Source organism: Mucilaginibacter tolerans (assembly GCF_030519375.1).
Lineage (GTDB): Bacteria > Bacteroidota > Bacteroidia > Sphingobacteriales > Sphingobacteriaceae > Mucilaginibacter.
The window spans coordinates 1-17,850 of record NZ_JAUMKB010000006.1; the positions used below are offsets into that span (position 1 = coordinate 1).

Annotated in this window: 20 protein-coding genes; 9 read left to right on the forward strand and 11 right to left on the reverse strand. The window is 43.1% G+C overall.

The window, feature by feature from the left end:
• Window positions 1-7: 7 nt before the first annotated feature.
• The 3 genes from Q3A68_RS23160 to Q3A68_RS09930 all read left to right on the forward strand — a co-directional run bounded on the left by Q3A68_RS23160 (window position 8) and on the right by Q3A68_RS09930 (window position 1,513).
• The gene (locus tag Q3A68_RS23160; RefSeq protein WP_368045668.1) at window positions 8-103 is read left to right on the forward strand and encodes an IS3 family transposase; all 96 of its coding nucleotides are present in this window, start codon (window positions 8-10) and stop codon (window positions 101-103) included.
• Between the two features lie 159 nt (window positions 104-262).
• Complete coding sequence (locus tag Q3A68_RS09925; protein WP_302900922.1) at window positions 263-694, forward strand: DUF1801 domain-containing protein; 432 nt, start codon at window positions 263-265, stop codon at window positions 692-694.
• A 90-nt stretch (window positions 695-784) separates the two neighbouring features.
• Window positions 785-1,513 (forward strand): acyl-CoA desaturase, encoded by a 729-nt coding sequence (locus tag Q3A68_RS09930; RefSeq protein WP_302900923.1) that lies wholly within the window; start codon window positions 785-787, stop codon window positions 1,511-1,513.
• Between the two features lie 5 nt (window positions 1,514-1,518).
• On the opposite strand, the gene Q3A68_RS09935 is transcribed toward Q3A68_RS09930, so the two are convergent.
• The 6 genes from Q3A68_RS09935 to Q3A68_RS09960 form a co-directional block, all read right to left on the reverse strand.
• The gene (locus Q3A68_RS09935; protein ID WP_302900924.1) at window positions 1,519-3,015 is read right to left on the reverse strand and encodes a S41 family peptidase; all 1,497 of its coding nucleotides are present in this window, start codon (window positions 3,013-3,015) and stop codon (window positions 1,519-1,521) included.
• A gap of 29 nt (window positions 3,016-3,044) precedes the next feature.
• Complete coding sequence (locus tag Q3A68_RS09940) at window positions 3,045-4,358, reverse strand: MFS transporter (RefSeq protein ID WP_302900925.1); 1,314 nt, start codon at window positions 4,356-4,358, stop codon at window positions 3,045-3,047.
• A gap of 76 nt (window positions 4,359-4,434) precedes the next feature.
• Complete coding sequence (locus Q3A68_RS09945) at window positions 4,435-4,896, reverse strand: GNAT family N-acetyltransferase (RefSeq protein ID WP_302900926.1); 462 nt, start codon at window positions 4,894-4,896, stop codon at window positions 4,435-4,437.
• Between the two features lie 188 nt (window positions 4,897-5,084).
• Window positions 5,085-5,858 (reverse strand): molybdopterin-dependent oxidoreductase, encoded by a 774-nt coding sequence (locus tag Q3A68_RS09950; RefSeq protein ID WP_302900927.1) that lies wholly within the window; start codon window positions 5,856-5,858, stop codon window positions 5,085-5,087.
• Window positions 5,845-6,546, reverse strand: coding sequence for a cytochrome b/b6 domain-containing protein (locus Q3A68_RS09955; RefSeq protein WP_302900928.1), 702 nt, complete (start codon window positions 6,544-6,546; stop codon window positions 5,845-5,847). The genes Q3A68_RS09950 and Q3A68_RS09955 overlap by 14 nt, the downstream gene beginning before the upstream one ends.
• 7 nt (window positions 6,547-6,553) lie before the next feature.
• Complete coding sequence (locus tag Q3A68_RS09960; protein ID WP_302900929.1) at window positions 6,554-7,351, reverse strand: DUF1223 domain-containing protein; 798 nt, start codon at window positions 7,349-7,351, stop codon at window positions 6,554-6,556.
• 173 nt (window positions 7,352-7,524) lie between these two features.
• On the opposite strand from Q3A68_RS09960, the gene Q3A68_RS09965 reads away from it, so the two are divergent.
• From Q3A68_RS09965 to Q3A68_RS09975, 3 genes are all read left to right on the forward strand, one after another.
• Complete coding sequence (locus tag Q3A68_RS09965) at window positions 7,525-8,100, forward strand: sigma-70 family RNA polymerase sigma factor (protein WP_302900930.1); 576 nt, start codon at window positions 7,525-7,527, stop codon at window positions 8,098-8,100.
• The gene (locus Q3A68_RS09970; RefSeq protein WP_302900931.1) at window positions 8,076-8,378 is read left to right on the forward strand and encodes a hypothetical protein; all 303 of its coding nucleotides are present in this window, start codon (window positions 8,076-8,078) and stop codon (window positions 8,376-8,378) included. Before Q3A68_RS09965 ends, Q3A68_RS09970 begins: the two co-directional genes overlap by 25 nt.
• An 81-nt stretch (window positions 8,379-8,459) precedes the next feature.
• Window positions 8,460-8,678, forward strand: coding sequence for a hypothetical protein (locus tag Q3A68_RS09975; RefSeq protein WP_302900932.1), 219 nt, complete (start codon window positions 8,460-8,462; stop codon window positions 8,676-8,678).
• Window positions 8,679-8,718: 40 nt separating this feature from the next.
• Here the strand turns inward: Q3A68_RS09975 and Q3A68_RS09980 are convergent, their stop codons facing one another.
• On the reverse strand, window positions 8,719-9,225 hold the full coding sequence (locus Q3A68_RS09980; protein WP_302900933.1) for a GNAT family N-acetyltransferase: 507 nt from the start codon (window positions 9,223-9,225) through the stop codon (window positions 8,719-8,721).
• A gap of 103 nt (window positions 9,226-9,328) precedes the next feature.
• On the opposite strand from Q3A68_RS09980, the gene hisS reads away from it, so the two are divergent.
• On the forward strand, window positions 9,329-10,792 hold the full coding sequence (gene hisS / locus Q3A68_RS09985; RefSeq protein ID WP_302900934.1) for a histidine--tRNA ligase: 1,464 nt from the start codon (window positions 9,329-9,331) through the stop codon (window positions 10,790-10,792).
• Window positions 10,793-11,086: 294 nt separating this feature from the next.
• On the opposite strand, the gene Q3A68_RS09990 is transcribed toward hisS, so the two are convergent.
• From Q3A68_RS09990 to Q3A68_RS10000, 3 genes are all read right to left on the reverse strand, one after another.
• Complete coding sequence (locus Q3A68_RS09990) at window positions 11,087-11,740, reverse strand: YceH family protein (RefSeq protein WP_302900935.1); 654 nt, start codon at window positions 11,738-11,740, stop codon at window positions 11,087-11,089.
• 100 nt (window positions 11,741-11,840) lie between these two features.
• The gene (locus Q3A68_RS09995; RefSeq protein ID WP_302900936.1) at window positions 11,841-12,215 is read right to left on the reverse strand and encodes a hypothetical protein; all 375 of its coding nucleotides are present in this window, start codon (window positions 12,213-12,215) and stop codon (window positions 11,841-11,843) included.
• A gap of 309 nt (window positions 12,216-12,524) precedes the next feature.
• Entirely contained in the window at window positions 12,525-12,905 is a 381-nt protein-coding gene (locus Q3A68_RS10000; protein ID WP_302900937.1) for a hypothetical protein, read from the reverse strand.
• 218 nt (window positions 12,906-13,123) lie between these two features.
• Between Q3A68_RS10000 and Q3A68_RS10005 the strand changes: the two genes are divergently transcribed.
• Entirely contained in the window at window positions 13,124-13,954 is an 831-nt protein-coding gene (locus Q3A68_RS10005; RefSeq protein WP_302900938.1) for an MBL fold metallo-hydrolase, read from the forward strand.
• Between the two features lie 39 nt (window positions 13,955-13,993).
• Here Q3A68_RS10005 and Q3A68_RS10010 read toward each other — a convergent pair whose 3' ends face one another.
• Window positions 13,994-14,167 (reverse strand): hypothetical protein, encoded by a 174-nt coding sequence (locus tag Q3A68_RS10010; protein ID WP_302900939.1) that lies wholly within the window; start codon window positions 14,165-14,167, stop codon window positions 13,994-13,996.
• 306 nt (window positions 14,168-14,473) lie between these two features.
• On the opposite strand from Q3A68_RS10010, the gene Q3A68_RS10015 reads away from it, so the two are divergent.
• Window positions 14,474-17,617: an AsmA family protein gene (locus Q3A68_RS10015; protein ID WP_302900940.1), complete on the forward strand. Its 3,144-nt coding sequence runs from the start codon at window positions 14,474-14,476 to the stop codon at window positions 17,615-17,617.
• The last annotated feature ends 233 nt before the right edge of the window (window positions 17,618-17,850 follow it).

A 17,850-nucleotide genomic window follows, 5' to 3' on the forward strand; every position in this document is an offset into this window, starting at 1 on the left:
AAAAGACATAAAAGAATATATTGACTACTACAATAGAGAAAGAATCAAACTCAATTTAAACGGGATGAGCCCGATAAATTATCGGGCTCATCATTACAATTAATTTTTAAATTCGTCCAACTTTTGGGGTTCAGTCCAAAATATAGGGCTCTTTTTATTGCGCCTGATTATTAGGTTGGTTTTCGTTTGAAATTAGCGTATGACTAAAAATAAAGCGAAATTTAAAAAGGCAAAGTAAGCAACCCATAATTCAATATTGCATATGAACGTACAAGAGCAAATCGAAGAGTATATTACCGGCCAGCCTGAACCAAAACGAAGTGATATGCAAGAGCTGCACCACCACATACTTCAAGTTTTACCGGATTGCAAATTATGGTTTGACAGTGGCAAAAACAGCGAAAATAAAACGGTTAGCAACCCTAACATAGGCTATGGATTTTACACCATAAAATATGCTGATGGAAAGACCAGGGACTTTTTTCAAATTGGGTTGAGCGCAAACACAACCGGAATCTCCGTTTATATCCTCGGCATCAAGGATAAGACCTATTTAGCCCGAACGTATGGAAAAGAACTGGGTAAGGCAAGCGTGACCGGTTATTGCATTAAGTTCAAAAATTTAAATGATATAAACATTAATATACTTGAAGCGGCAATACGTTATGGGGTTGGGGTTACAAGTGAAAATTAAATTTCAAGCTGAGACACTACCGATTATTGAAAATTATCGAAATTTAATCCATAAACTTGCAGGCCCAATAATTACGCAAGCTAATAAATCATGATCATCTTAGTTTTTTTTCTGTGCCACTGGTTCCTGTCGCTTTTTTTCCAGACGTTCTTTCAGCACAGGTACGCATCGCACAAAATGTTTAAGATGGGTCACTTCTGGGAGAAAACATTTTACTTCTGCACCTTTATTTTCCAGGGGTCTTCATTTCTAAATCCCCGCGCATATGCCATTATGCACCGTATGCATCACGCCTATAGTGATACAGAAAAAGACCCGCATTCGCCGCATTTCATTAAAGATGTGTTTGGCTTGATGATGAAAACCAAGAATATCTATCTCGAATACCAAAGATATAAAACGGAGCCCGAGCCGCAATTCCGCGACCGCTATCCTACATGGAGCTTTGTAGATAACATTGGCGACCATTGGCTGACCCGCATCTCATTCGGGGTATTATATACCTTATTCTATGTAATTTATGCAACACATTGGTGGATGGTTCTGCTATTGCCTATACATTATCTGATGGGGCCGATACACGGCGCAATAGTTAACTGGTGCGGGCATAAATACGGTTACTCTAATTTTAACAATCACGACCACAGCAAAAATACCCTGCCGTTTGACTTCCTGATGATGGGAGAATTGTTCCAGAATAATCATCACAAGAAACCAAATGATGCGAACTTTGCCAAGCGTTGGTTTGAATTTGATCCATCGTATCCGATCATCAAACTAATGCATGCTTTGAAAATTATTAAACTGAGAAAGACTTAAGACCTCTATTTAATCAGGGATAATGCTTTTTGCAGGTCGCGATCTCTTTTGCTGATGATATCCTCAGGACTATAGTCAACCTCGCTATCAGGTACAATACCTCGCCCGAAAGTTGATTTTTTTGCTGCAGAAACTACACGCATCCATGGGAAATCGATAACGATTTTTGTATTGGGTAAAGTTAGTTTTTGAATGGTCATCCCGTTGCAACCTTCCTCTGCACCGGCAGTTTCACGACCAATGAACTTTACATTCCTGCGCTGCGCTTTAAGAGCTGAGGTAAAAAGCGCTCCAGACGAAAAAGTAGCACCATCGATCAAAACGAATAGATTACCTTCAAAGTGGTCTGTTTTGGAAAGCGGCAACGACCCGTATACTTTTCCGAAAACAGGCTTCGTATCGACATGATACCATGTTCCTTCCTTATTTCCCGCCTGAAAACCCTGGTTAAAGCCTCCTGTTCGGGACGTATCAAAATACTTTGCAAAATGATTCAGTGCCGGATTGGGAATCCTCGATTTCGCATCATTTATGATATTGTATGGGGCATCGGCCAGGTATGATAATAATTGGATAGCAATCCGGATATCGCCGCCGGTATTATGCCTGATGTCAATTATCAGATTTTTTATCACCTTGTGGCGAATTTGCCTAAATGCTTCTTTATAAATAAGCGTATCTCCGTATTCAAATGTCTTCACTGTAAATAACGCTGTAGACGAATTATTCAGAAAACGCAGTGGTAAACGGCCGGTATTTTTCGCTTCGGTCCAATCAGCATAATTATCAATTTGTTTGACGGCTTGAGTTTGTGAAGAGTTGCCGGTTATCGGATTTGCAGTGATCGCTTTTACTTCGCCTTGTTTTGTGCGCAATGTAATTTGATAAGGGCCGGTCCAATGGTAATATTTATTGCAGGCATCCTCAAAACCATCATACTCGCTCAAAAATAGCTCCTTAAAGGTTTCATTATATCCGTCGCCGCAATACAAATCATACCCGTGGCTGATCACTTCTGAAACCGGAATATTATTTATCTTAACTATTTCATCACCTGTAACAAGCTCGGGTGTTTGGCTGGTTGTTATCCATGCTCTGTGATGTTTTACCAGCACTTCAAATGGCAAGTGCGCAGCAGATACAGCCTTATAGCCGGCAGAGTGCTCTATTTGAGTATGCCCGCACCTGAGTTGACATAAGAAAGGATAAACATGATCAACAAATTCAGCCTCAGAAAGCGGAGCATTGATGGAGTTATAAGTTTTATTATAAACTTTTTGCAATGTGTCTGGCGGAGTATAAATGCCATATCCCGGATGCAGCTCTTTAATTGCCGACCAAAGGACAGAAAGGTCGTCGTGCATATCTTTAACAGCTATCTTTTGTGTAACTGTATCAGGATTTACTACTTTATTATCGATGGGAGTTTTGCAGCTCGTAATTAAAAAGGCGATCGGCGCATAAAGTGCGGCTTGAAAAATAATTCTCTTTTTTTGTTTCATTATGTATGTAATAAGATTTGAAGATTTATCTATTGCTCCCTAAACCTGCTGAAGAAGACAAATGCGGTAAAGCATAATATAAATCCGCAAACACAGCTTAGACGCAACCCCTGGTCATGCCCGGGGTCTTTGCCATATATAGTGAGAAAAGCAAACGCTGCGATACCAAATGTTTGCCCCATCTTAACAAACAGGTATTTGACGGCAAAGAACATCCCTTCGCGATTCTCGCCCGTTTCCTTCGCATCGTTTTGAGCTATTTCGGCCAAAATTGCATTTGGCAGAATGCCCAACGCCGCCAGTGGGAACGAGGTGCAAAGTACCAATGCATAGGCCTGCAAATAGGGTGATGCTGGAAATCTCCCTAAAAAATACATCGCAATAAAAATCAGGCTTTGCAAAGCGAATGCAAATAAGACCAAAGGCTTTTTTCCTATACGCCTTGACAAGTAATTGATAAGCGGATAAAAAACCAACGACAGAACCACCATTGCACCCATTAACGCTCCACCAATAGATTCGGGCAGATTGAGCAGAACCGTAACAAAATAAAGCATGCCACTTGAAATAACACTCAGCGACATATAAAATGAAAAATCTGAAATAAGATAATATTTAAAGTTGTCATTACTGAACGTCTTCCTGATCGCAGTTAAGATTGGAAGATGCGACGGCTTGCTGATAGAATATTTCTTCTCATCAATAGCTAAAACTGGTATCAACATCACTATACCTGCTAACCCAGCCAGACCCCAGATGGTGTATTGTACGGATTGGTCGCGGTTAGTTATATGGAAAACATGCTCTACTACATCTGCATAATTATTTACAGATGCTGCGATGATGATGCCCAATACAAAACCCGCCTGCTGGAAAGAGGCTAGCTTTACTTTTTCTTCGGCAGTGTCAGTTAATTCGGGCAGTAAAGCATTGTATGGGATAACATATGCCGTTACGCTCATGAAAAATAAGGTCATTGTGATAGTCAGCCATTCTGCATTTGTAATGCTCTGTTTCATCGCTAGCGGATAAAAAGTGAGACAACAGAATATTATCGCAGGGACAATGGCCCATTTCATAAACGGTATACGCCGTCCTTTAGGATTTTGGCTTTTATCGCTCAGCGAGGCAATAAGCGGGTCGAATACGGCGTCAATAAAACGCCCGGATGCTGCGATAACAGAAAGGATATTCACTACCCCGAAAAGCAACAGTTGCGGAACCAGTGGTACAAGCCCGGCATTGGAAGGAGGCAGGTAAAAATAGGGCAACATCACGATAATAAGGTTAGTCATGATACTCCAGCCCACCATTCCGCAGGCATAGGCTATCTGTTTGCTCAAAGGTAGTTTTGCAGCAGGCATTTACTGCAAGATGCGAAATATTTTTGGCTGAACGGTGGGGTTAACGCCCCAAAAATCAAATGTTTTTGCGGTAAACCACAAAGCCGGATTTCTCGGCAACCTTGTCGTAAAGAGCCATCGCAGTTGAGTTTGTTTCGTGCGTTTGCCAGTATACACGGCTTGAGCCTGCTAACCGGGCTTGTTCGTATACTTCGGTGATCAATGCTCTTGCGACACCCTTTCCACGTGCTGATTCTGTTGTAAATAAATCCTGCAAATAGCAATTGGGGCCAATAGCAATAGTCGTCCTGTGAAAAATGTAATGCGTTAAACCGATTAGTTTCCCTTCACTTTCCGCAACTAAACAATGAACAGGTTCATAACCGTCAAAAAACCGGCCCCAGGTTATTTTGGTAATTTCTTCGGATAGTGCGGTTGGCCCGGAGCGGCCATAAAAGGAGTTATAGCCTTCCCATAGCGGGAGCCATTGATAGTAATCCTCGCGGGTTACAGGACGGATGGTGAAGTTGATTGACATTTTGCAAAGAAATTTAATGCAAAATGCGAATTCTGTTTGAAATAAATTCCCTGCTTGGAATGGGGTGCGGCTGAATCGTGAAGTGGCAGGGAGGGGTTTCTACGTCTGGTAAATTCATTAGCCCCTACCTTCCCTTCCCCTAGAAGGGAATCACACTTCCCATTCCACTTTAAAATTTTCAATGCAACCTACAACCCCGAATAATAATCATACCCCTGTTCGGCCCAGTAATCGCGCGGGCGGGAATTACTGAAGGTGATAGTACCAATGCGTTTTAAGTTTTTGATGCCATATTTCACCGGGATGATTAGCCGGAGCGGTTGTCCGTGGTTGCCATTCAATAACTCATCGTTCATTTGGTATGCGAGCAAAGTTTGCGGGTGAATGGCGCTCGGCATATCAATACCGACATAGTATTGCTTGTCGGGAGTTTCAAGACCCACATAGCCCATATTCGCTTCCGCATCGAGCTGGTAATGTTTCATAAAATCGCGAAAACTCACTCCTTCCCAATGCGATATCTGGTCCCAGCCTTCCACGCATTTAAAATCGTAGGTGATCTCTGTTTTGGGCAATTTCATCAACTCATCCAGGGTGATCTGCAACGTTTCGCCGTTAGCCTTTTTTACCTGTAATTTCCAGTTTTCAGGCGGCAGTTTCCCTTCAGAGCCAATATCACTGTTATGACGTATCTTTTTAGCTGCCATTTCACGCGGATAGGTTTTTACCAGGTGATTTTCATTAAACGTCAGCCGCCTGAAAAACAGCTCAGTTTTATTTAATGCCTTCCTTAAAGGCTGATGGGCTCCGGCTGTAATGCCGGGCGTTTCATCAGGTGATTTATACAGCCAGCGCCATCCGCCATAAGCGGCCGCGGCATAGGCGCCAAAAATGGTAAACGAGATGAAATTTCTGCGCTTTATCTTTTGCTCTGTGGTCAATTCTGTCTTAGACTTTTTCATCTTCATTGCTATTATTTTCTACAACAGGTTGAGGTTGCTCATTCACCACTTCAAAACCGGAAATAACCGACCGGAAATTGTTCCACCCAGCCAGGATTACCTGTACAACATGCACCAGGAAAAATAAAACATAACCAATGGTAAGCACAAAATGCCATATACGGGCTAAATGATAGCCCCCGCACAGCCAACACAACCAGTTGAATTGCACAGGTTTATAAATCGCCAGCCCTGTAATTAGTGAACCAACGCCCATGATGATAATAGCCGTATACGCAATGCGTTGAGCCGCATTATATTTATCCTGTGGTGGTGCGGTTTTGCGGATATGAAGATCGTGCAGCAATACCAGCCATGCTTCTTTAAATGAGTGCCGGTTGGGCACCAATTGCCTCCACTCGCCCGAGATAATGGTGTATAGCACATAGAAAAATCCGTTCAGCGCAAAAAACCACATAAACAGGAAATGAAAGGCCATTCCCTCAGCTAGTCGCTGTGGTATGTGCAGCCATTGGTAATACCAATCCGGGAAGAAACGCACATAGGTATGCCCAAACAGGGTGATGCTGTACTCGTCATTTGCCCAGTAGATCAGCATACCGCTCCATATCATTATGGCCAGTATCGGGAAGTTGACCCAGTGGGTCCATCGCATTACCAAAGGGTGCTTTTCTTTGATGACTTTCATAATTTATTTAGAGTTTAGCACTAACATTGGAAGGGAACTGCGCTTTCGTTGCTCCTGTAATCTCCCCATTCGATGTATATTGTACAAATCCGATTAACTCAAATTTCTGCGGATCAAAACCATGAGGCAAAGCTATAGTTTCGGTACCAATTCCATTGTTTTTTAATGAAACGCTTTTTAGTAGGGTTACTATTTGAACATGCGCCAAAGTACGCCCGCCGTTCTCGCCGCCCTTAACTTTGCTGACCGCATTTTTTTCTATCAGGGCAATCAATAATGCGGAATTGTTGTTCGCTCCATTAGTGTGGTATTGTATAGTGGCTTTATCACCTTCAACTTTAACATTATTAAAGCTGAGCTCTGTTTTTGCAGATTTTTCTAATCCCGAGGCTATAGCATTGCGTAAACTCTTTTCATCCGACCCTAAAGATTCCGTCCGTCCGTTTACAATAACCTGCGGCGTATACACCTCTGATTTCAGCCACCTGCTGTATTGGTATTGACGGCTGGAATAATCATGGTTGCTAAAAATATCCTTCCAACCCAAACGGTTCCAGTAATCTACATGGAATGCTAAAATGTAAACCGGCTTATCAGCGCTTTCTTTTTGCACCTTGGCTACCAGGGCATCGGCAGGGGGGCAACTTGAACAGCCTTCGGAAGTAAAGAGCTCAACTACAGCAAAACCCTTTCCCGTAGCTTCAGGTCTATTGATATCCTTGTTTGTTATGGCGATAAATGCTTCCGTTAATAACCCTGTCAACCCGAGACAGATCAATGCGATAAATATTCTGAAAGATCTCATTTTTTTGTTTTTAAATTAGACTGATATCTCATTTACGCAGTTAGTCGGCATGTGATTTGGTTCCTTACAATAAATTTAAAGTTTTTTACACATACCCGACACAAAAATTTCTGCCGGACAATTGTAAGGATATAAACAGACGCACGACTAACCTGTAATAACCATCAGCATTAATGACAACCAAAATACACCAGCTTGAACCCCGGCACTGGGTAGCAGCACACGCCGATTACCTGTTTACCTATGCAATTGCCCGCATAAATGACGAGGAGCAAGCTAAAGACCTGGTGCAGGAAACCTTCTTAGCCGCACTACAAAAGGTGGCTAAATTTGAAGGGAAAAGCGCCGAACGCACCTGGCTTACTGCGATATTGAAATATAAGATTATCGATCTTTACCGAAAAAAATCATCGGGCCTGGCTATAAATGTCGATGTGCAACAGGCAGAGCAGGAGCAATCTGACTTTTTTGAACCCGAATATGGCCATTGGAACCTGGAGCGTGCACCCCAGTCATTTGGCATTGATGATCACGACCCGGTTGTGAATAAGGAATTCAACAGCATCCTGCAAAAATGTATGCAAAAACTACCTGCGTTGTGGCTGTCTGTTTTTACGATGAAGCACATGGACGACGAAACGACGGATGTGATCTGTTCTGAACTAAAAGTAACCCCGTCGAATTTCTGGGTAATTATCCATCGCGCAAAACTTAACCTGAGGGCATGCCTTCAAAAAAACTGGATCTGACTATGGAAACCTTAAAGAAAATTCAAAACAATTGCCATAAGGCTACCTTTTTGATCGAGAAGAAACTGATTGGTCGTATCACCCTGCGCGAAAAGATCGAATTAAAGATACACCTGTTTGGATGCGGAATATGCCGCACTTACCAAAAGCAAACTATTAAGATCAGCCAAATGGTACGCCGGCTGTTTAGTGACTCGGCAAATTCTGAAAAGCACCTGGACGATACCTTTAAAAAGGACCTGCAGGACAGGATTGAGAATGAACTGGATAAAAATTAAAATTCCCTGTAAGGTTTGTTTTTAGTGCCCGACTAATGGGTAAAAGTATTAGAAACCATTATTAAAACTAAAAACAACAGTATGAAAGCAATTTCGAAATTAGTTATGGCTGCGGCAGTTGCGGCTTGCTTTACCATCAGCGCTCAGGCATCAGTTAAGGGCTTACCAGTTGATACAGGTAAGATGGCCAAAATGGATCATAAAATGGACAAGAAAATGGGCAAGATGGACCACAAGATGGATAAGAAAATGGATAAGATGAAGAAGGGCAAAATGTCAAAAGATACAACCAAGATGTGAGTTGTTTTTGTTTTTTGATGAAGAGGGGGATTTATCCCCCTTATTTGTTGACCATCATGCTGAAGAAAGCCAGTTCTTCCCCGTCCCTGTAAAAATCAGCCATCCGTATCAGTCCGGCCTTTTCCAGTACTTTTTGAGAACCGGTATTACCCAGTGTGGTTACCCCTACAATTTCTTTCGCGTCAGTATGCGTCAATGCATAGCTCACCATAATAATAGCCATCTCGCTGGCAATACCTTTGCCCCAATAATTATGGCGCAGTGAATAGCCGAGTTCTATTCTCCCTTTTTCCTCGTAATAGTTCCTCAGCAGGCACATGCCGATAAAATCGCCATCAACATTGTTGAATATCCCCCAGCGGCCCAGGCTTGCATTTTGCCCGTACCCTTCAATCGCCTTTCTGAATATTTCAATCTGCTCCTTGCGGCTTCTTTTAGGCAGATGCAGGGTTACTCTCGGGTCGTCAAAAAGTGCGAGATAGGTAGCTTCTTCTTCGGGCTTAAAATCACGAATAACAAAACGTGGCGTTTGGGCTATAATGTGCATGTTCCAAATTTATAGCATTTGTCTGAACCCTGATTTCACAGATTAAAGGATTTACATGAGTATGATACATGATTGATTTATTGCAAATATGTACTTTTGCCGAATGGCATCCATCAAACCATCTGTACCCAAAGGCACCCGTGACTTCTCTCCGGCCGAAATGGCTAAGCGTAACCATATTTTTGATACCATTAAAAGCGTATTCCGCAAATATGGCTATCAGCAGATAGAAACGCCTGCTATGGAGAATTTGAGCACGCTGATGGGTAAATATGGGGATGAAGGGGATAAGTTGATATTTAAGATACTAAATAGTGGAAATTTTATTGATCAACGACGAGTACTTGCACTAATAGCAGAAATCCATAAACATATTGATCAGGGTTACTCCAATAGCGACGAGCTGGCAGAGGCGACGAAAAAAGCGCAGGAGAAACCAGAAGTTATTGAGTTAAACGCGCAAATAAGAAATCTCGTAGAGACAGAAAAAGCCCTTCGCTACGACCTCACCGTGCCTTTTGCCCGTTACGTGGTGATGCACCAGAACGAGATCACCTTCCCGTTTAAACGTTTCCAGGTGCAGCCTGTTTGGCGTGCGGACAGACCGCAGCGTGGCCGTTACCGTGAGTTTTACCAGTGCGATGCGGATGTCGTAGGTTCCGATTCATTGCTGAATGAAGCTGAATTTGTGATGATCTACGACGAAGCTTTAGGCAAATTAGGGTTGAAAGATTTCGCCATAAAAATAAATAATAGAAAAATTCTATCTGGAATAGCAGAAATTATAGATAAAAGCGATCATATAATAGATTTAACAGTTGCGATAGATAAGCTCGATAAAATTGGGCTTGATGGTGTAACTAAAGAGCTGCTGGAGAGAGGATTTACGCAAGCAGATATTGAAAAAATAAAGCCGGTAATACTGCTGCAAGGCACAAATGAGGCCAAATTAGCCAGCTTGCGCGATACCCTTGCAAAATCGGAGACAGGCTTGAAAGGCTGCGACGAAATACAGACTGTATTAGATTACATTGCCGACTTCAAACTCAAAACTGCCAAACTGGAACTCGACATCACCCTTGCACGAGGGTTGAATTATTACACCGGAGCGATCTTCGAAGTAAAGACCAACGAGGTTGCAATGGGCAGCATTGGCGGTGGTGGAAGATATGATGACCTGACAGGTATGTTTGGTTTGAAAGGCTTAACAGGTGTAGGTATATCCTTTGGCGCCGACCGCATTTATGATGTAATGGAAGAGCTGAACTTGTTCCCGGGAGCCGCAAGCCAGGGTACTCAGGTGCTTATTTGTTGCTTTGATAAGGAAGGCGAACGGTATGCCTTGCCGCTATTGCAGCAACTGAGGGAGAAGGATGTTTCTGCTGAATTGTACCCCGCAGGTGCCAAGATCAAAAAGCAGATGGAGTATGCCAACAACAAGCAGATCCCTTATACCATCCTGATCGGCAGCGAAGAAATGCAAAGCGGATTGTTAGCATTTAAAGATATGGCAAGTGGTGTCCAGGAAAAATTGCGTGCAGAAGAAATTATTAATCGCTTAAAATAAATGTCATTGCGAGCGTAGCGTGGCAATCGCATGCTATAGGGGGCGGCTATGCATTTTCGCCCTGTAAAGTTCGCGATTGCTTCTTCACCACTCAGGCCGTTCATCGCAATGACAATCTTTTTATTTTTTTTCCTTCCGAATCTACCCGGGAAAGCACGGAAAAATTTCTTCTCTGAGAGGGTGTCACACTGAGGTACTCAAAGTGCAGTGCGTAAAGCCGTTTGCCCGCATACTTCGAGAGCCTCAGTATGACACAGCCCACAAATAAATTTGCTATAACTTAAGTTTTCAGATCTAACTCCACTCCTTCATCAGCTTATCAAAAGCCTCTCTTAACTCGGCAAGCTCCTGCTCCAGTTTTGCAACACGGGCTTCTAATCCGCCACCGGATGATGCTCTCGGCGATTCCTCAAAAGCACTTTCATCACTCCAATCGGTTGAGCCGCCAAGCAGGTGTACATAGCGTTGCTCCTTTTGTCCCGGGCGTCGTGGTAATTGTTTTATAAAAGGATGCTCTCCGGATGAAAGTTCAGTGAGTAGGTCCTGTACTTCCTCGATCGATTCAAATTCATATAGCCTGCCTGAGTTGGTGTTCAGCTCACCAGGGGTTTGAGCCCCGCGTAGTATCAGCAGACAAATAATAGCCACCTGCGATGGTATCACCGGGTAAACAATGGCGAAATTGTGTTTGTACTTTACCACACGGTCAGTACCGCCGGTTGCGGTAGACACCAGGCCGCGTCTTTTCAGCGTATTAAGCGCCAAGACCACTGTTTCTTCAGTATACTGAACGACCGGGTTGCGCGATGTTTTTTGATTACACGCTGCTATCAGGCTATTAACGGTCATGGGGTAATAATCGGGCGTAGTGCGGCTTTTCTCCATTAGCGAACCGAGAACACGCAGCTCTGTATCATCCAGTGCGGGTAAGGTTTGTTGTAAATCCATTGCTAAAGATAAAAACAGCTCAACCTTTTTTCAAATAAAAAAAGCACCACCCTAACTGGATGATGCCTCACTGTAAACCTAAACTAAACCCTAATTTAAATTATTGATAGAAGAAGTATGATTTTGAAACCCCGTCTTCGTAAACGTGCATGTGTTTGGTAACTGATTGGCCTTTAGAAAATGCCTCAACGGTATAATCGCCAGCTTCAAGACTGGTGATCACATATCCTTTTTCGGCAGTGGCTTCTTTTGATACCATGTCTTTGTAAATTAAGTTGTGATCAGCATCGTAGATCATAATAAATGATTTTCCGGCTTCTTCTTTATCCACTCTTACACCGAAACCATTGTCTTTATTCAGTTGAACGAATGACAATTCTTCTGCTTTCTTATCTCCGCCTGTTTTTGGTGTTGCGGCGAAAACGCTTGTACCTAATACTACTAATAGTGCTCCTAATGCGATTGACTTTTTCATGATCTTTTTATTTTTTTATTGTAACCCCCAATATGTTCTGTTAATTGAATGACCAAAACAACAACATCTTCAGGCACTAAAAAAATGTATTAGACCATCGCCCTAAATGCATAGACCAACAGGCGCTTTAAGCAGAGGATGACATATAAATGACTAATAATTAGGCAAATACAGCGCTTATAGCGAAATTTCAGGCACTGGTAGAGCGGATTGTTCTGTTCGTCGATGATTTGAGGGGCAATTGCCGGCTCAAGGCACAAAAAAGCACCATCTTTTGACGGTGCTCAACAGGTAGCGGATCATAGCGCATTAATTAATATCTTCAATCCGTCTTGAACCGTTATTGTAGATGTAGAATCTGGTTTTTACATCATGATCCTTAGAATAAACCTCAACGGTATACTGGCCATCATCCAATTGGGTAGTCAGATACTTGGTTTCATTGAGCATACCATTCTGCAATCTCTGTTTAAAAAATACGTCCCCATTAATGTCAGAAATCATGACCATCGAACTTCCGGGCATATTCTTATCTACCATTAAGGCAAAGCCCCGACTGTGTTTTAGTGGGATAAGACTCACCTGGCCGGTGTTGCGCCTGGCTTGGTGATAAGATCTGACATGGATTGATGCGAAAGCGCCCGTGCTCAGCAGCATAAACAGGGCCATTAATTTAATTGATGTTTTCATGGCATAAATCTTTGTACCTGGTCCGGATATTATCCGAATACTAAGTACCCGGATCAAAGTAGTTGTGGTTAATACAAAAGCAACAAGCTACAATTAAAAAAGTTTCTTCTTTTTTAATATAAATTACTCATAACCAACCAGATATGTGTATACCGTACACTCTGTGACAAAAATAATTTTATAAAATACCGCACAAATCCGGTTAATTTGTAAATCCAATGGCTTTGTTTATCGCATCACTCAATTCGGGCAGCAACGGCAACTGCTATTACATCGGCAACGAGCGGGATGCGGTGTTGATCGATGCTGGCATCTCCTGCCGTGAAACCGAACGGAGGATGCTGCGGCTCGGACTATCCATGAAAAAAGTGCGGGCCATTTTTGTATCGCACGAACATAGCGACCATATCAGCGGAATTACCGTTTTATCCAAAAAATACGACCTTCCCGTTTATATTACACCCGCCACCCTGCAAAGCAGCGGACTGCACCTGGCGCATCATCTGCCCATACCATTTTCCGCACACGAACCCGTGATGATCGGCGATATTGCTGTGCTGGCCTTCCCTAAATTTCATGATGCTGCCCATGCACATAGTTTTATGGTGGAATATAATGACGTAAAGGTGGGTGTGCTTACCGACATTGGTGCCGCTTGTGAGCATGTCAAGAAACATTTCAGTCAGTGCCATGCAGCCTTTCTGGAAGCCAATTACGATGAGGAAATGCTTGAAAAAGGCAGGTACCCTTATCACCTGAAACGGCGGATACGAGGTGGGTTGGGCCACCTATCCAACACCCAGGCGCTGGAGATATTCATCAATCACCGCTCTCCACACCTGAGCCATTTGCTGCTGTCGCATCTTTCGCGGGATAATAACCGCCCCGAATTGGTTCATGAGCTATTCAGTCAGCATGCCAATGGGACAGAGATCATCGTCGCATCGCGGTATGAGGAATCTGCTGTCTATCATATCAGCGGACTTCCATTAGCTGAACAAAAACCTGTTACCATTGAAAACGGGCAGATGCAGTATAGTTTATTTTGATCCATACGCAAAAGTATTCTTCAAGAAAAGCACTTAATCTCATTGATTCTGCTGAAACAGCTTTTCTGCTTCTTTCAGGCAGTCCTTCTCAAACTCTTTACAACAACAGGCGATTTTAATTCCATCCCAGTCTTCTTCAACAATTGGATGGACATCATGGAGGGGGCATAACATATTCCGGATATGCTGCTTCAGAAATTCAGGGGTACTCATAACTTAGGAAATTATAACTCCGCAATATACTGACTAAAACGTCAGTATTATTAAGATTACTTTAATATTAAGCTGAAGCCATTCATTTCATTTTGGGATTTTAAAGCCCCATGTCATTACGACGAACGGCCAGCGCGGTGAAGAAGCAATCGCGAACTGTACAGGGCGAAGATGCTTGGCCGTTCTGTGCAGCATGCGATTGCCACACTACGATCGCAATGTCGTGGAGGACATCCCCCAATAATTTAACATACAACACGTTCTATTTATTTTTATCTTCATACACCTTTGATCTGCAATTGATTTATGACGACGCCACTTAAGAAGATCCTATTTAAAACACTGAAAATAAGCGGGATTGTCATCGGGAGTATTTTACTGCTGATGTTTTTACTGCCACTACTTTTCCCGACAACCATCACCAATAAGATAAAACAACTGGCCAATCAGAGCCTGAATGGCAAGGTGGAATTCTCCGGGACGAGCCTTTCCTTCTTCAAACGCTTTCCTGAACTGACGCTTACTCTGGAGGATTTTTCGCTAAAAGGCAGTGCGCCGTTTCAGCAGGACACGCTGGTTTCGGCAAAGGACATTTCCTTCGCACTCGATCTTACTTCATTGTTGAAAACCAAAATCCAGATCAGCAAAATATACCTGAGCAATGCCTTTATAAATATTGAGGTGGATAGTTCGGGCAAGGCTAATTACCTGGTTTATAAAGCGCCGGCACAAACCGATAAATCGAAGGCGGATACAGCCAGCGCTTCCCTCGGCATAGAACAGATCATTATTGAAAAGAGCCACCTGGTATACGATGACCTTTCCATACCGACACTGATAGACGCCCGCGACTTTAATTACAAAGGAAGCGGCGACTTCACCAAGAACATATTTGACCTCTCATCGCATTTAGAAGTAGGGTCGACGGATTTTATTTATGATAATCAAACGTATGTCAGTAATAAAGTGATCAATGCTGATCTGGTCACGAGCATCAACACTAAATCATTGGCCTTCGAGTTTCAAAAGAATGATTTAAAGATCAACAAACTACCGGTGCAGTTCAAAGGGCGCTTTGCCTTTTTAAAGGACGGATATGATATGGATTTCAGGTTCACATCGCACCAAAGCGACCTGAGCGACATTTTCACGGCGCTTCCACCTGGGTATAACAAGTGGGTGGATAACCTGGATGTGAACGGAACCGGCGTAATACAGGTTGCGCTTACTGGGCAATATATCGCCGAAAAAAACATTCATCCCGATTTTACCTTTAGCATGAAGGCAAAGAATGGCTATATCTCGAGCAACAAAACACCTTCACCGGTGCGCGACCTATACCTGGATATGAACGCCAAGGTTCCTAACCTCGACCCAAACAAACTTTCATTCAGTATTGATTCGCTGCATTTCAGGATAGACCAGGACCATTTTGATTCGAAGTTGACCATCAATGGCTTGCAGGCCCCTAAGATATTTGCACGTATAAATACAGAGATCGACCTGGAGAAATGGAACAAGGCGTTTGGTGTAAGGACCGTCGACTTGAAAGGCCGTTACGCGCTTCATTTACTGGCGGATGGCATTTATTCTACCGGATTGCAAAAACGGGGTTTAAGACATGTGGATACGGTGGTGACCAGCATCCCGAAATTTAGTTTGAAGTCGTCGTTCAAAAATGGCTATGTAAAATATGCGAAGATGACAGGGGCCATAAGCAATATCGGGTTCAATCTGGATGCCAGCTGCCCGGACAACAATATTAAGCACGCTACCATGGCACTCACTAACCTGAATGCCTCGGCATTGAGCAATTTTATTAAAGGCTATTTTAAACTGAGTAATGCTGACGGCCTGGCGATGGATGGCTCGATTCAATCTAAGTTTCATTTGGCTGATCTGAAACAATTGTACCCTATTGATAGCGCCGATGTGCGCGGCGACCTGAGCATCGACGTGAATACCAAAGGCCGCTACATTCCGGAACGGAAAATATACCCGGTTACCAAAGCCTCTATCAACCTGAGCAACGGCTATGTGCAAACCAAATATTACCCTCACCCAATAGAAGATTTGCAGATCAGCGCCAATATCATCAATACAACAGGCACATTGAATGGCATGAAGGTGTTTATTAAACCGGTATCATTGAAGTTTGAAGGGCAGCCGTTCATGGTAAAAGCTGACCTGAAAAACTTTGCCGACCTGCAATACAATATCAGTTCGCACGGCACACTGGATATTGGCAAAATTTACAAGGTATTTGCCCTGAAGGGTTATAATGTAAACGGGCTCATCACTACCAACTTTACCCTGAGAGGTAAGCAAAGCGACGCTACCGCCGGAAGATACGACCAGCTATTTAATTCAGGCACGATGAAGGTGAAAGATCTGGCCTTAACTTCCGACCTGTTCCCGAAACCGTTTATTATCAAAAGTGGCCTATTCAGCTTTAAGCAGGATAAAATGAATTTTGATGCCTTTACAGCCAATTATGGCCAGTCGGTTATTGTAATGGATGGCGCATTATCCAATGTGATCGATTATGCAATGAAACCTAACTCAGCCTTACAGGGCAACTTTAACCTCAAAAGCGGTTTGATTGTAGCAGATGATTTTATGGCTTTTGCAGATGGACCTGCTCCTTCAACAACCGCTACTGCAACCGCCACTGCTAAGGGCTCTGCCTCAGGCGTCATCCTTGTACCAACGAATCTGAATTTGAATTTTACCGCAGATGTAAAGAAGGTGAAATACAGCGGCATGGATATTAACGACGTGAAGGGGCAGATGATCATCAACAAAGGACAGATACAATTAAAACAGGCCGGCTTCAACATCATTGGCGCACCTGTAGTGATGGATGCTACCTATGGCAGCGTGAATCCGCAGAAAGCTTATTTTGATTACCATATTAACGCCCAGGAGTTCGACATCAGGAAGGCTTATAATCAGATCAAACTGTTTCATGATATGGCCTCTTCGGCTAAAAGCGCAGAAGGAGTTGTCGGGCTAGACTACCAACTGAGTGGTAAACTGAACAGTAATATGAAGCCCATCTACCCATCGTTAAAAGGCGGCGGGGTGCTGACCTTAAAGAAGATCAAAGTAAAAGGCTTCAAATTATTTGGGGCTGTAGGTAAGGAGACCGGGCACGATAGTCTGGCTAAACCATCCGATGTATCTAAAGTAGATATCAAAACCACCATCGCTAACAATATCATCACTATCCAGCGTACAAAAATGCGTATAGCCGGTTTCAGACCAAGATTTGAGGGCCAGGTAGACTTTAACGGAAACCTGAACCTCCAATTCAGGCTCGGCTTACCACCATTTGGCATATTCGGTATTCCGATGACCATCACCGGCACACAGGAAAAGCCGAATATCCACCTCGGTCATGGTAAAAAGGAGGATGAGCTGAAAGAAGAAGCAGATGAGGGGCAGTAGGGGCGTGTTGCCAATAAGCTCTTAGTTTTTTCCGAATATTCCGGGTACAAAGCGGAAGGAAGAATAAAATTCACAAAGCAGATAGTTCACCCTACCCGGCCTCCCCTGTGTTCAAGGGAGGAGCTTTTATGAGTTTTATTTATAATTCTCTCCCTAAACTTAGGGAGAGATGTCGAGCGAAGCAAAGACAGGAAGGTAGAAACAAGAGCATAATACTTACTTAACTTGTATTT

What these genes read in the sequence shown, in the direction of transcription:
- Q3A68_RS09925 (WP_302900922.1), top strand. Translation starts at nt 263, where the DNA reads ATGAACGTACAAGAGCAAATCGAAGAGTATATTACCGGCCAGCCTGAA.
- Q3A68_RS09930 (WP_302900923.1), top strand. Translation starts at nt 785, where the DNA reads ATGATCATCTTAGTTTTTTTTCTGTGCCACTGGTTCCTGTCGCTTTTT.
- Q3A68_RS09935 (WP_302900924.1), bottom strand. Translation starts at nt 3,015, where the DNA reads ATGAAACAAAAAAAGAGAATTATTTTTCAAGCCGCACTTTATGCGCCG.
- Q3A68_RS09945 (WP_302900926.1), bottom strand. Translation starts at nt 4,896, where the DNA reads ATGTCAATCAACTTCACCATCCGTCCTGTAACCCGCGAGGATTACTAT.
- Q3A68_RS09950 (WP_302900927.1), bottom strand. Translation starts at nt 5,858, where the DNA reads ATGAAAAAGTCTAAGACAGAATTGACCACAGAGCAAAAGATAAAGCGC.
- Q3A68_RS09955 (WP_302900928.1), bottom strand. Translation starts at nt 6,546, where the DNA reads ATGAAAGTCATCAAAGAAAAGCACCCTTTGGTAATGCGATGGACCCAC.
- Q3A68_RS09960 (WP_302900929.1), bottom strand. Translation starts at nt 7,351, where the DNA reads ATGAGATCTTTCAGAATATTTATCGCATTGATCTGTCTCGGGTTGACA.
- Q3A68_RS09965 (WP_302900930.1), top strand. Translation starts at nt 7,525, where the DNA reads ATGACAACCAAAATACACCAGCTTGAACCCCGGCACTGGGTAGCAGCA.
- Q3A68_RS09970 (WP_302900931.1), top strand. Translation starts at nt 8,076, where the DNA reads ATGCCTTCAAAAAAACTGGATCTGACTATGGAAACCTTAAAGAAAATT.
- Q3A68_RS09975 (WP_302900932.1), top strand. Translation starts at nt 8,460, where the DNA reads ATGAAAGCAATTTCGAAATTAGTTATGGCTGCGGCAGTTGCGGCTTGC.
- Q3A68_RS09980 (WP_302900933.1), bottom strand. Translation starts at nt 9,225, where the DNA reads ATGCACATTATAGCCCAAACGCCACGTTTTGTTATTCGTGATTTTAAG.
- hisS (WP_302900934.1), top strand. Translation starts at nt 9,329, where the DNA reads ATGGCATCCATCAAACCATCTGTACCCAAAGGCACCCGTGACTTCTCT.
- Q3A68_RS09990 (WP_302900935.1), bottom strand. Translation starts at nt 11,740, where the DNA reads ATGGATTTACAACAAACCTTACCCGCACTGGATGATACAGAGCTGCGT.
- Q3A68_RS09995 (WP_302900936.1), bottom strand. Translation starts at nt 12,215, where the DNA reads ATGAAAAAGTCAATCGCATTAGGAGCACTATTAGTAGTATTAGGTACA.
- Q3A68_RS10000 (WP_302900937.1), bottom strand. Translation starts at nt 12,905, where the DNA reads ATGAAAACATCAATTAAATTAATGGCCCTGTTTATGCTGCTGAGCACG.
- Q3A68_RS10005 (WP_302900938.1), top strand. Translation starts at nt 13,124, where the DNA reads ATGGCTTTGTTTATCGCATCACTCAATTCGGGCAGCAACGGCAACTGC.
- Q3A68_RS10010 (WP_302900939.1), bottom strand. Translation starts at nt 14,167, where the DNA reads ATGAGTACCCCTGAATTTCTGAAGCAGCATATCCGGAATATGTTATGC.
- Q3A68_RS10015 (WP_302900940.1), top strand. Translation starts at nt 14,474, where the DNA reads ATGACGACGCCACTTAAGAAGATCCTATTTAAAACACTGAAAATAAGC.